This is a genomic window from Sphaerisporangium sp. NPDC049457 (assembly GCF_055586705.1).
Map to the genome: position 1 here is coordinate 183,848 of NZ_JBVJHR010000006.1, position 13,134 is coordinate 196,981.

The 13,134-nt window shown below is 71.2% G+C and carries 9 protein-coding genes; 4 read left to right on the forward strand and 5 right to left on the reverse strand.

The window, feature by feature from the left end; genetic code table 11:
• Nucleotides 1–125 precede the first annotated feature (125 nt).
• Nucleotides 126–5,039 (reverse strand): NAD-glutamate dehydrogenase, encoded by a 4,914-nt coding sequence (locus ACZ6QO_RS11765; protein WP_465849948.1) that lies wholly within the window; start codon nt 5,037–5,039, stop codon nt 126–128.
• Between the two features lie 357 nt (nt 5,040–5,396).
• On the opposite strand from ACZ6QO_RS11765, the gene ACZ6QO_RS11770 reads away from it, so the two are divergent.
• The 3 genes from ACZ6QO_RS11770 to ACZ6QO_RS11780 all read left to right on the forward strand — a co-directional run bounded on the left by ACZ6QO_RS11770 (nt 5,397) and on the right by ACZ6QO_RS11780 (nt 8,536).
• Nucleotides 5,397–6,911: an FAD-binding oxidoreductase gene (locus ACZ6QO_RS11770; protein ID WP_465849950.1), complete on the forward strand. Its 1,515-nt coding sequence runs from the start codon at nt 5,397–5,399 to the stop codon at nt 6,909–6,911.
• Between the two features lie 165 nt (nt 6,912–7,076).
• The gene (locus ACZ6QO_RS11775) at nt 7,077–7,511 is read left to right on the forward strand and encodes a VOC family protein (RefSeq protein ID WP_465850161.1); all 435 of its coding nucleotides are present in this window, start codon (nt 7,077–7,079) and stop codon (nt 7,509–7,511) included.
• 74 nt (nt 7,512–7,585) lie between these two features.
• Nucleotides 7,586–8,536: a hypothetical protein gene (locus tag ACZ6QO_RS11780; protein WP_465849952.1), complete on the forward strand. Its 951-nt coding sequence runs from the start codon at nt 7,586–7,588 to the stop codon at nt 8,534–8,536.
• Between the two features lie 19 nt (nt 8,537–8,555).
• Here ACZ6QO_RS11780 and ACZ6QO_RS11785 read toward each other — a convergent pair whose 3' ends face one another.
• The 3 genes from ACZ6QO_RS11785 to ACZ6QO_RS11795 form a co-directional block, all read right to left on the reverse strand.
• The gene (locus ACZ6QO_RS11785) at nt 8,556–8,702 is read right to left on the reverse strand and encodes a hypothetical protein (protein ID WP_465849954.1); all 147 of its coding nucleotides are present in this window, start codon (nt 8,700–8,702) and stop codon (nt 8,556–8,558) included.
• Between the two features lie 24 nt (nt 8,703–8,726).
• Complete coding sequence (locus ACZ6QO_RS11790; RefSeq protein WP_465849955.1) at nt 8,727–10,607, reverse strand: acetoacetate--CoA ligase; 1,881 nt, start codon at nt 10,605–10,607, stop codon at nt 8,727–8,729.
• A gap of 146 nt (nt 10,608–10,753) precedes the next feature.
• Nucleotides 10,754–11,704: a DUF2218 domain-containing protein gene (locus ACZ6QO_RS11795; protein ID WP_465849957.1), complete on the reverse strand. Its 951-nt coding sequence runs from the start codon at nt 11,702–11,704 to the stop codon at nt 10,754–10,756.
• 316 nt (nt 11,705–12,020) lie between these two features.
• Here ACZ6QO_RS11795 and ACZ6QO_RS11800 point away from each other — a divergent pair, with 316 nt between their 5' ends.
• Complete coding sequence (locus ACZ6QO_RS11800) at nt 12,021–12,239, forward strand: helix-hairpin-helix domain-containing protein (RefSeq protein WP_465849959.1); 219 nt, start codon at nt 12,021–12,023, stop codon at nt 12,237–12,239.
• Between the two features lie 4 nt (nt 12,240–12,243).
• Here ACZ6QO_RS11800 and ACZ6QO_RS11805 read toward each other — a convergent pair whose 3' ends face one another.
• Complete coding sequence (locus tag ACZ6QO_RS11805; protein WP_465849961.1) at nt 12,244–12,951, reverse strand: HAD family hydrolase; 708 nt, start codon at nt 12,949–12,951, stop codon at nt 12,244–12,246.
• Nucleotides 12,952–13,134 lie beyond the last annotated feature (183 nt).

The following is a 13,134-nucleotide window of genomic DNA, read 5'->3' on the forward strand; positions in this document are numbered from 1 at the left end:
GGAACCCCCCCCCCCCCCCCCCCCCCACCCCCCCCCCCCACCCCCCCCTCCCTCCCCCCCCCCCCCCCCCCCCCCCCCCCCCCCCCCCCCCCCCCCCCCCCCCCCCCCCCCCCCCCGGGACGGGGTCAGCGTCCGTCGTGCGGCAGGTTGCTGGTGGCCACCAGGGTGCGGATGGCCCTGAGGGCGACCGAGAGGGTGGCCAGGTCGAAGTGGTCGCTCTCCCAGATCTCCGACAGCGTCTGGCGCGCCCGCGCGACGGCGGCCGAGTTGACCTCCGACCAGCGGCCCAGTCGCTCCTCCGGGGACAGCCCCGGCTCGCTGTGCATGAGCACGTCCCTGGTCAGGGTGGCGTGCGCGGCGTACAGGTCGTCCCGCAGCGCGGCCCTGGCCATGGAGTTCCACCGGTTGTCGCGGGGCAGGGCGATGACCCGCTCGCGCAGCCGGGCGAGCTGCAGCCGTTCCGCCAGGTCGAAGTAGACCTCCGCGACGTCGTTCACCGGGCGGCCGGTGCGCGAGGAGATCTCCACCAGGTCGAAGGTCGAGTACGCCGGCACCATCACCGCCGCGCGCTCGGCCAGGTCGGCCGGCACGCCGCGCGCCAGGAAGCCGTCGCGGCGCTCCTCGAAGGCGGCGAGGTCGGGCCCGGTGAGCAGCTTGGGCAGGTGCGGCAGCAGCCCGTCGGCGCCCTCGACGAAGAACCGCACCGCGCCGGCCAGGTCGAGCGGCGGCCTGCGGTTGCCGAGCAGCCACCGCGCGCCGCGTTCGGCGAGCTTACGGCCCTCCAGCAGCATGGCGAGCTGCGTCGAGGTGTCGACCTTGTTGTCCAGGGCCTCCACGGCCCGCCAGAAGCCGGGCAGCTCGAAGACCTCCCGTGACACCAGGTAGGCCCTGGCGATGTCGGGGGTGGAGGCGCCGGTCTCCTCGCCGAAGCGGAACATGAACGTCGTGCCGCTGGCGTTGACCAGGTCGTTCACCACGCCGGTGGTGATGATCTCGCGGCGCAGCGGGTGGGCGTCCATGGCGGCGCGGAACCGCTCGCGCAGCGCCGAGGGGAAGTACGACACCAGCCAGGAGGTCAGGTAGGGGTCGTCGGGCAGGTCGGAGGCGAGCAGCTCGTGGTCGGCCACCAGCTTGGTGTAGGCCAGCAGCACCGAGAACTCCGGCGCGGTCAGCCCGAGGTGGGACTGGCGCCGCTCGGCCAGCGTCTTGTCCGAGGGCAGGGCCTCCAGCTCCCGGTTGATCCAGCCGTCGCGTTCGAGCTTGCGCAGGTAGCGGGCGTGGATGTGCAGCATCTCCTGCGCCTGGGAGCGGGCGGCGGAAAGGACGGTGTTCTGCGCCTTGTTGTCGCGCAGCACCAGGCCGGCGACCTCGTCGGTCATGTCCAGGAAGAGCTGGTCGCGGTCGCCCTCGCTCAGCTCGCCGTCCCGCACCAGCCGGTCCAGCAGGATCTTGATGTTGACCTCGTGGTCGGAGGTGTCCACGCCGGCCGAGTTGTCGATGAAGTCGGTGTTGACGTAGCCGCCGTTGAGGGCGAACTCGATGCGGGCGAGCTGGGTGAGCCCGAGGTTGCCGCCCTCGCCGATCACCTTGCAACGCAGGTCGGCGGCGTTGACGCGCAGCGCGTCGTTGGCCTTGTCGCCGACGTCGGCGTGGCTCTCCTGCGAGGACTTGACGTAGGTGCCGATGCCGCCGTTCCACAGCAGGTCCACCGGCGCCTTGAGGATGGCGCTGATCAGGTCGCTCGGCGTCATCGCCGCCACGCCCTCGCGGATGCCGAGCGCGGCGCGCATCTGCGGCGACACCGGCACCGACTTGGCCGTGCGCGGCCAGACGCCGCCGCCGGCCGAGATGGCGCCGGCGTCGTAGTCGGCCCACGAACTGCGCGGCAGCCCGAACAGGCGGGACCGTTCCGCGAAGCCGCGGCCGGCGTCGGGCGAGGGGTCGACGAAGATGTGCCGGTGGTCGAACGCCGCGACCAGCCTGATGTGCGGGGACAGCAGCATGCCGTTGCCGAACACGTCGCCGGACATGTCGCCGACGCCCACCACGGTGAAGTCGGTGCTCTGGACGTCGACGCCCATCGAGCGGAAGTGGTAGGCCACCGACTCCCAGGCGCCGCGCGCGGTGATGCCCATGGCCTTGTGGTCGTATCCGACCGAACCGCCGGAGGCGAACGCGTCGCCGAGCCAGAAGCCGTACTCCTTGGCGACGCTGTTGGCGATGTCGGAGAAGGTGGCGGTGCCCTTGTCGGCCGCGACGACCAGGTAGGTGTCGTCGCCGTCGTGCCGGACGACGCCGTGCGGCGGGACCACCTTGTTGTCGACGAGGTTGTCGGTGATGTCCAGCAGCCCGGAGATGAACTGCCGGTAGCAGGCCACGCCCTCGGCCAGCACCTCGTCCCGGCCGCCGCCGACCGGCGGCCGCTTGACGACGAAGCCGCCCTTGGAGCCGGTGGGCACGATGACGGTGTTCTTCACCATCTGGGCCTTGACCAGGCCGAGCACCTCGGTGCGGAAGTCCTCCATGCGGTCGGACCAGCGCAGGCCGCCCCGCGCGACCTTGCCGAAGCGCAGGTGGACGCCCTCCATACGGGGCGAGTACACGAAGATCTCGTACTTCGGGCGGGGCAGCGGCAGCACGCTGATCGCCGAGGAGTCGAGCTTCAGCGAGATGTACGGCTTGCGCCTGCCCTCGGCGCGCTGGAAGGCGTTGGTGCGCAGCGTCGCGCAGATCATCTCCAGGTAGGCCCGCAGGATGCGGTCCTCGTCCAGCGAGGCGACCTCGTCGAGGGCGGCAAGGATCTCCTCGTGCAGCGCGTCGGCGATGTCCTCGCGCACGTCGTCGGCGCGGCGCGGGTCCAGCCGGGCCTCGAACAGCCGCACCAGCAGCTTGGCCAGCCGGATGTTGCCGAGCAGCACCTTCTCGATGTAGAGCTGGCTGAAGGCGGTGCCGGCCTGGCGCAGGTACTTGGCGTACACGCGCAGGAACAGCGCCTGCTCCCAGGTCAGCCCCGCGGCGGTGACCAGCCCGTTGAAGCCGTCGCTCTCGATCTCGCCGCGCCACAGCGCCCCGGCGGCGTCCTCGAACAGCCGCTTGAACTCCTCGTCGGCGATCGTCACCGTGGACGGGGAGCGCAGGCCGAAGTCGTAGATCCAGACGGGCTGGTCCCCCGGCCTGCCGATCTGGTACGGCCGCTCGTCCACCACCTCGACGCCCATCCGCGACAGCAGCGGCAGCACGTCCGACAGCGAGACGGGGGCGCCGATGCGGAAGAGCTTGAACCGCCACTCGCACTGGGCGCGGTCGCCGGGCCGGTAAAGGTTCATGGCGACCTCGCCGGGGGCGCCCGCCAGGCGCTCCAGGGTGCACAGGTCGGCGACGGCCGTGCGCGGGTCGAAGTCGGCCTTGTAGGCCTCGGGGAAGGCCTCGGCGTACCTGCCCGACAGCGTGGTGCCCGGCCGGCCGGAGGGCAGCTTGGCGACCTGCTCCTCGGGGAGCTGCGCGATCGTGTCGAGGAGGTCGTCCTCCCAGGTGCGGGTGGTGGCCGCGATGCGGGCCTCCAGCGCCGGCACGTCGACCTCGCGCCTGCCGAGGGCCTTGCCGCGCTCTCCGCGCACGACGATGTGCAGCCGGGCCAGCGGCGACTCGCCGAGCATCGTGCTGTAGTCGAGGGTCGCGCCGTCCAGGGCCTCCAGCAGGATCTCCTGCATGCGGACGCGCACGTCGGTGTTGTACCGGTCGCGGGGCAGGTAGATCAGGCAGGAGATGTAGCGGTTGTAGTCGTCGGCGCGCAGGAAGAGCTTGACGCGCTTGCGCTCGCGCAGCCGCAGCACCTCCAGCGCCATCGGGGCGAGCTCGTCGGCGGACACCTGGAACAGCTCGGCGCGCGGGTAGGTCTCCAGGATCTCGATGAGATCCTTGCCGTCGTGGCTGTCGGCGGTCAGGCCCGCCCGGTCGAGCACCGCGGACAGGCGGCGGCGCAGCACCGGGATGTGCGAGATGGACTCGCTGTAGGCGACGTGCGAGAACAGGCCGAGGAAGCGGCGCTCGCCCACGACCTCGCCCTCGGGGGAGAAGACCTTGACGCCGATGTAGTCCAGGTAGGCCGGGCGGTGCACGGTGGCGCGGCTGTTGGCCTTGGTCACCACGAGAAGCTGTTTCTCGCGGGCCTTCGCGCGCAGTTCGGGGGACATGGCGGCGAAGCTCGCCGAGCCGGCCTTGTCGGCGCGCAGGATGCCGAGGCCCGTGCCGGGGAAGGCGCGCAGCCCGTCGCCGTCCGGCGCCTGCTCCAGGCGGTACTCGCGGTAGCCGAGGAAGGTGAAGTGGCCGTCGGCCAGCCATCGCAGCAGCTCGACGCTGTCCTCGACGCCGCCTTGCGGGAGCGAGGGCGGCGCGGACGCGAGGTCGGCGGCGATGCTCAGCGCCAGGGCCCGCATCTTGGGCGAGTCCTCGACGGCGGCGCGGACGTCCAGCAGGACCCGCTGCAGGTCGGCCTCGATCTCGGCGAGCGCCTCGGGGGCGGGACGGCGGTCGAGCTCGATGTGCATCCACGACTCGACGAGGAACTGCCCGGTCAGGTCGGCCTGGTCGGCGCCGAGCATGCGGCCGGTCATGTCGCGGCGCACCTTGACCTGCGGGTGCACGATGAGCTGGATGCCGATGCCGTGGCGCTCCAGCTCCATGGTGACCGAGTCGACCAGGTAGGGCATGTCGTCGGTGACCACCTCGACGACCGCTCCGGCGCTCTGCGCGCCCAGCCGTACCTGTTCCTGCCGCCCCTGTTCCTGCTGCGCGGGCGTGTATGCGCGGACGAGCGCCCGTCCCTGCGGGCGGTGCGAGGCGAACCGGCGGTGGGCCAGGGCGGCGGCGCCCACCTGGGCGGGGTCGCGGTCGATCACGTCCTCGGGCGCGACATGCCGGTAGTAGAGCCGGAGGAAGGCAAGGATGCTCTCACCGTCGAGGTGGTCGGCATCCGGGGTGTCGGCACACAGTTCAGCAGCGGACCGGAGCAGCCGGTCCTTTGCCTCGTCGAGCGACATGTCGCTTCTCACTCCTTTGTGAGCGTTCGCCTTGTACGCGATGTACAGGTTGGTCTCAGCCGGGTCGGGGTCATGACAGGGCGTGCCACGCTCCCGGGCGCGTGACACTTCCGCGGGCGGACCGGGGCCCTTGGTCGCCATTGACCAGGTTCCCCACGCCGTACCCGATATCAGCCCATCACACCTCAAACGTCAACTTGTCCGGTATCGTGCGCAATTCCCCGGTCAGTGCGAGTCTTCCACGGCCGCCACGTGCGCCGTGACCTATCCGTGATAAACCATGACCCTCTCCAGGACGTCTCATTGGACAAGCGTTACCTTTCGCTACCAATGACCGTCCCCGAGAGATGAGTGATCATGCACCCCGCGCTCGACCGGCGGACCTTCCTCCGGGCCTCCGCCGTGACGGCCGCGGCGGCGGCCGCGGCCACCGCCTGCGCCCCCTCCGGCGCCACCGCGCGGGCCACGACCGCCGCGACGGGCGCGCGCGGCGGCCCCTCCCCCTCCGACTGGTCCTCCCTCGGCAGAGGTCTCGCGGGCCGACTGATCCGGCCCGGCGACGCCTCCTATGATGCGGCCCGCCGCCTGTACAACCCGTCTTTCGACGGCGTCCGGCCGAGCGGCGTGGCGTACTGCGCGAACCCCTCCGATGTGGCCGAGTGCCTGGCCTTCGCGCGGCGGTTCGGCGTGCCGGTGACCTCGCGGTCGGGCGGGCACAGCTACGCGGGATGGTCCACCGGCACCGGCCTGGTGATCGACGTGTCGCGCATGAACACCGTGCGGGCCTCCTCCGGCCGCGCCGTCGTGGGCGCGGGCGCGCAGCTCGTCGACGTCTACGACCGGCTGGCCGCGCGCGGCGTCAGCATCCCGGCGGGCTCGTGCCCCACCGTGGGCGTCGCCGGGCTGACGCTCGGCGGCGGCATCGGCGTCGTCGCGCGCAAGTACGGCCTCACCTGTGACGTGCTGGAGTCACTGCAGATCGTCACGGCCGACGGGCGGGTGCGCACCTGCGACGCGCGCCACGACCCCGAGCTGTACTGGGCCTCGCGCGGCGGCGGTGGCGGCAACTTCGGCGTCGCGGTCTCGTTCACCTTCCGCACCCACCGCACGCAGGACCTCACCCTGTTCTTCCTGCACTGGCCCTGGTCGCGGGCGCGCAAGGCGGTCGCGGCCTGGCAGGCGTGGGCGCCGTTCGCGCCGGACGCGCTGTGGAGCAACCTGCACCTGTCGCAGGACCCCGCGCTGGACCTGCAGATCGGCGGGGTCTACCTCGGCCCGCGGGCCGACTGCGAGCGGCTGCTCGAACCGCTGATCGCCAAGATCGGGGCGGAGCCGTCCAGCCGGTACATCACCCGGACCTCCTACCAGCACGCCATGATGATCGAGGCGGGCTGCTCCTCGCGCACCGTCTCGCAGTGCCACCGGCCGGGGAACCTGCCGGGACAGACGGCCGACGGCCGCTTCCCGCGCGACGCGTTCGGCGCCAAGTCGCACATGGCCTACCGGCCGCTGTCCGCGTCCGGCATCGCCGCCCTGGTCGACCGGGTGGCCCGCCCAGGACGGCACGCCGTGCTGCTGGACGCCCTCGGCGGGGCCGTCGGCCGCGTCCGGCCCGGCGACACCGCCTTCCCGCACCGCGCGGCGCTGTTCAGCGTGCAGTACTACGCGCACATGGCGGGCGCGGCGGGCTGGCTGCGCGGCGCGCACGGCGCGATGGCGCCGCACTTCGGCGACCACGCGTACGTGAACTACATCGACCCGGCGCTGAGCGGCTGGCGTCAGGCGTACTACGGCGCCAACGCCTCGCGCCTGGCCAAGGTCAAGGCCGCCTACGACCCCGGCCGCCTGTTCCGCTTCCCGCAGGCCGTCTGACCCGCAGGCCCTCTGCCCCCAGACCGTCTGCCCCAGACCGTCTGCCCCAGACCGTCTGCCCTTCAGGCCGTTCGCCCCCCGGGCGATCTGCCCCCTGAGCGATAGATTCGTCCCGAACATGACCATACTGACCTTGTGACCCGTACGGACCACGAGGAGATCTGCATGGTTCCGCCCGCCCCATCGTCCATCCCCCGTTTCCACCTGGCGGTCCCCGTCGACGACCTGGAGGCCGCCAGGGCCTTCTACGGCGGGGTGCTCGGGTGCGAGCAGGGCCGCAGCTCCGACATCTGGATCGACTGGAACCTGCGCGGGCACCAGTTCGTCACCCATCTGGCCGAGCGTGCCCCCGCGCCCGCGCACAACCCGGTGGACGGGCACGACGTGCCCGTGCCGCACTTCGGGCTGATCCTGCCGATCCCGGAGTTCCACCTGCTGGCCGAGCGCCTGCGGGCCGCGGGCGCCCGGTTCGTCATCGAGCCCTATCTGCGCTTCGCCGGGGAGCCGGGAGAGCAGTGGACCATGTTCCTGTTCGACCCGGCGGGCAACGCCATGGAGTTCAAGGCGTTCGCGGACGACAGCCAGGTGTTCGCCACTTGAACGTCGTGTTACATCCCTGACCGAAATCCATAAAGGTCCATTACCGCTCAGTAGCCCCGCTACGCTCGTACGCCGTGATCAACCAGCAGATTCCCGTAGAACATGCTTCTAACGGGACGAATACCACCGCCGTCGCCCCAGCCGCCGAGGTGGACGGCGAGAAGCCCAGCGCCCTGGCCCTGCTCGAACGGATCGCCTCGGTGGTCCTGCCGATCGGCGTCGGGCTCTACGCGGTGCTCTACCTCGGCGTCGAGGCGATCTACAACCTTTTCGGCATCACGCCGCAACAGGCGGGCATCGACCAGTCCGTCCTGTTCGGCCGGCTCTCCGGCACCCTGATCCTGATGCTGCTCATCGCCCTGCCCGCCCTCGGGCTGCTGGTCGGGTTGTACTGGGTGCTCGACAAGGTGACCTTCGGCGGGCTGTCCCGGCTGGTGCGGTTCTTCAGGGTGCACCCCTGGGTGGCCGCGACGATCGCCGCGCTGTGGAGCGGCGCCACCTACTGGGGCGTGTTCAGCGTCCTCGGCGAGGTCACGGCCGCGAGCATGGTGCCCATCGCGGTGGGACTCGGCGTGCTGACCTTCCTCGTGCCGTTCCGGCTGATGCGCCGCAAGCCGGTCGGCCGCTCCGGAATGCGACTGGTCGTCGGCGCGCTGACCGGCGTCGGCCTGGGCTGGCTGCTCATCTGGCAGATGGTCCTCGCCGCCGCGGATGTGTACCAGTACGGCCAGGACAAGCCGCTGCCCGGCATGGCGGGCAACACCCTGCTGGACTTCGTGGGCTTCCAGAACCAGTGGGCCGTGCTGAAGGACGGCGACGACAAGCCGCTCTACGAGGGCCGCCACATGCTGCTCCTCGGGGAGTCCGACGGCGTCTACGCCTTCTACGACTGCGACAAGCAGGTCACGGTGCGGCGGGCCGCCGAGGGCACCAACCTGGGTGACATCGTGATGAGCCCGGAACTGCCCAAGGACCACGAATGCGGCACGCAGGTCGACGACCAGGACGCCACCGCGACCCAGTGACCGCCCGCACCACCTCGATCTAGGCCGAGGCCGCCATCCGCCTGGCGGCCCCGCTTCCCCGCTTCCCCGTCCAGGCCGCCGACCCTCCGGCGGCCCCGACCTCGACCCGCTCACCGGCCATCAGCTCACCGGCCGGCCCGAGCCTGCCCGCCCGCTCACCGGCCACCGGTTCACCGGCCGGCCCGGCCGCTCAGGGCACGAAGTGCTTCAAGACCTCCGGGTTGGCCATGGCGCCGGTGTTGGCGGCCTGCTCCACGGGCGTGCCGAGCAGGATCTTGCGGACCGGCACCTCCAGCTTCTTGCCGCTCAGCGTGCGCGGGATGCCCGGCACCTCGATGATCTCGTTGGGCACGTGGCGCGGCGACAGCTCGGTCCGCAGCGCGTTCTTCAGGTCCGTCACCAGCGCGTCCGTCAGCGCCTCCCCCTCGGCCATCGTCACGTACAGCAGCAGCCGGCCCTCCTGCCCGAGCCGGCCGGTGTCGATGACCAGGCTGTCCTCGATGGCAGGGAACCGTTCGACGACGCGGTAGAACTCGCTGGTGCCCATGCGGACCCCGCCGCGGTTCAGCGTCGAGTCGGAACGCCCGTAGATGACACAGCCGCCGTCGGGCAGGATCTTGATCCAGTCTCCGTGCCGCCAGACCCCCGGGTACTCGGCGAAGTAGCTCTCCTCGTACCGGGCGCCGTCCGGGTCGTTCCAGAACATCACCGGCATGGACGGCATGGGCCGGGTGACGACCAGCTCGCCGACCTCCCCGACCAGCGGCTCGCCCTCGGGGTCGAAGGACTCCACCAGCGCGCCCAGGCAGCGGCAGGAGATCACCCCGGCCCTGATCGGCAGCACCGGCACCGCGCCGACGAAGCCGGTGCACACGTCGGTGCCGCCGGAGAACGACCCGAGTTGCACGTCGGGCAGCACCTCGTACAGCCAGGCGAACCCCTCGGGGGGCAGCGGCGAGCCGGTCGAGCCGACCCCGCGCAGCCGGTCGAGGCCCGAGGGACGCACCCCCGCCCGCATGGAGGCGACGATGTACGGCGCTCCCGTGCCGAAGTAGGTCACGCCCTCCTCGGCGGCCAGCCGCCAGAGCGCGTCGGCCTCCGGGTGCGTGGCGCTGCCGTCGTACAGGACGACCGTCGCGCCGAGCAGCAGGCCGCCGATGAGGAAGTTCCACATCATCCAGCCGGTGGTCGTGTACCAGAAGAACACGTCCTGCTCGCCGAGGTCCTGATGGAAGCTCAGCGCCTTCAGGTGCTCCAGCACGATGCCGCCGTGGCCGTGGACGATCGGCTTGGGCAGCCCGGTGGTGCCCGAGGAGTACACCACCCACAGAGGATGGTCGAACGGCACCGGCTCGAAGTCCAGCGGGCCCGGCAGCGACCGCAGCTCCTCCCACGACTCCGTGCCGACCACCACGGTCGCGGCCAGGCTCGGCAGCCGGGCGGCGATGTCGGCGACGACGTCCGAGCGGTCGAACTCGCGGCCGTTGTACCGGTAGCCGTCGATCGCGATCAGCACCTTCGGGGTGATCTGGGTGAAGCGGTCGACGACGCTGGAAGCGCCGAAGTCGGGCGAACAGGATGACCAGATGGCGCCGAGGCTGGCGGTGGCGAGGAAGGCGACCAGCGCCTCAGGGGTGTTCGGCAGGTAGGCCGCCACACGGTCGCCGCGGGTGACGCCGTGCCGCACCAGCCCCGCCCTGACGCGGGCGACCTCCTCGGCCAGCTCACCGTAGGTCAGCGTGCGCCTGCCGCCGGTCTCGTCGCGTGCGATGACGGCCACGCGGCCGGGGTCGCCGCGCAGGGCGTTCCGCGCGTAGTTCAGCACCGCTCCCGCGAACCATTTCGCGCCGGGCATCGTTCCACTTACGACGGGCCCGTCACCACGACTGCCGACGACCGCGAAATAGTCCCAGACCGCCGGCCAGAACTCCTCGGGAGTCTCGACCGACCATCGCCACAGAGCGTCGTAATCGTGCTCGGAACGCCCCAGCCATTCGGCGAACCGGGTGATCTTGGCGTTCCGGATCACCTCGGGGGACGGCTCCCAGAGCAGCGCACCTTCCTCAACCATGGCCCCCATCCTGCCCCCACCTGTGCCACGGCACCATCCCGCCCACCCACACAGCGCCTCCCGCGAGTCCGGCGGGAACCGCACCTTTTCAGAGGAGACGCCGTGTGGTCATGTGGGTCGCGACCGGTCCCGGGAACGGCCGCCCGTCACCCGCGCCTGCGGGCGATCGTCACGCCGTCCCGCACGGGCAGCATCACCGACTCGACCCGCTCGTCGGCGACGATGGCGTCGTTCAGAGCGCGCATCGCCAGGTGGTGCTCCTCCTCGTACGCCGGATCGACGACGCGCCCGCCGAGGAACACGTTGTCCAGGACGACCAGTCCCCCCGGACGCAGCCGGCGCACGATCTCCTCGTAGTACGCCGGGTAGTTCACCTTGTCGGCGTCGATGAACGCGAAGTCGATGGACCGCTCGTCGGGCAGCGCGCGCAGCGTCTCGATCGCCGGGGCGATCTTGAGGTCGATGCGGTCGGCGACGCCCGCGCGCTCCCAGTACGAGCGCGCGACGGAGGTCCACTCGTCGCTGACGTCGCAGGCGAGCAGGCGGCCGCCGTCGGCCAGCCCCCGGGCGATGCAGATGGAGGAGTACCCGGTGAACACGCCGACCTCGACGGCCTGCCGCGCGCCGGCCATCCGGGCCAGCATGGTGAGGAACGCGCCCTCGTCGTGCGAGATCTGCATCGTCCAGGCGTCGCCGGTCGTCTCGCGCGTCTTCACGGCGAGCTCCTGGAGCACCTCGTCGGCCGGGGTGCACTGGGTGGTCAGGTAGTCGTCGACCAGCGGGTCCACGATGCGCATCTCGGCGGCGGTCACGGGCGCCGTCCAGTCGACGACAAGCTCCTCCTGGGTGGCGAAGCGCAGCAGGTGGCGGGTCACCACCTCCTCCACGTGCTTCAGCGACCCGGCGTCGGCGGCCGTGGCGATCATCTTGATCGCGGGGCCCGTCGGGACCAGTACGCACCGCCCGCGTTTCAACGTGATCACTCCGCGGCCGTCACCGGAGATCTCCGTCGTCGTCTTGTGCGCCATGTGCGAGACCAGTTGCTTGATGTACCGCCCGGGCCGGGCGGTCACGACGTGCGCCGTCGAATAAGGCATCGATGTCCTCAAGGGGTGAGAGGGACGCGGGTCGCGCAGGACGGCCGCGTCGGCGTCGGCGTCCGGCGGAAGGCGGTTCGTCCCGGCCGCCGGTGGTGACTCATAGGACCAAGGTAGGCCGCACGCGTGGTCCCCGCGTCCTGCGGGTTGCCGCCTGTCGCGCCTGCCCTGCCGCGCTCGCGGGCCGTCCGGCTGTGATCGCCGGCCGTCCGGCCGCGCCACTCGACGGGTCGTGGTCGTGACACCCCGAAGTACAGTTCGGTGCGGATCGCGTCCCTGACGTCCCTTGCGTCCACGCTCTCTCCAGGAGGCACCGATGGCATCAGAACGGAACGACAGCGGCGGCCTGGAGATGCCCGCGGGCCTGGGCAAACCGGCGCAGCGGGCGCTCGCGGCGGCCGGGTACACCCGCCTCGACCAGCTCACCCAGGTCACCGAGGCCGACCTCCGAGGTCTGCACGGCATGGGCCCGAAGGCCGTCGCACTGCTGCGCCAGGCACTCGCCGGCCACGGCCTGGCCTTCGCCACCCGCTAGAACCTCAGCCCGCCTTGCGGTCCATCGGGCTGGTGAGTTTCGCCACGGCGGCGACCACCTCGGAGGCGTTGGTCAGGTCCGGCAGGACGATGTCCGCCCCGGCCTCGTGCAGTTCGGCGACGGTGGAGCGGCCGGAGGCGACGGCGATCATCGAGGCGCCGGCGATGCGCGCCGCCTGGACGTCTCTGGCGGAGTCGCCGATCAGCACGGTGTTGCTCCCGTCGCATCGGAAGCCGTACATCTGCTTGACCCTGCCCTGGGCCACCTGCAGCAGGGTGGCCTTGGGGTAGACCTCCTCGCCGTAGCCGCCGACCTCGACGTCGACGTACTTGTCCAGGCCGAAGGCGTTCAGCTTGAGCGCGGCATTGCTCTTGATCGTGCCGGTGAGTACCGACTGGACCACGCCGTCGAGCCGGGCCACCGCCTTGAGCGCGTCCTTGGCCCCGGGCATGACCTGCCCGTCCTTGTTCAGACGCCTGCGCCGGGCGGCGAAGGACCGCGCCAGGGCGTCGATGAACCGGGGGAGGTGCTCGTCGCCGGTCACGATGCCGTTGATGGCGAGCGTCTCGAAGATGATCTCAGAGTCGGGACGCCCCATCGCCGGGGCCAGCTTCACAAGTGGACGCCCGGTGACCTGCCGGAATGCCTCGGCGTAGGCCTCACGGGTGACGATCGTCACGTCGACCAGCGTCAGGTCGATGTTCCAGAGCACGAGACGGTTAATGGGGGGCCTCCGAACGCGCGCGAACCAGTGCGCTCAGGGTACGACGCCCGCACGCCTCCAGCGCCGAACGATGCCCAACTCGTCACCTCACCTGCCATATGTCCGGATCATCGACCCGAGATGCCCGATCACGAATCACCGGCCACCGGCCATGTGCCATCGGCCGCGGAT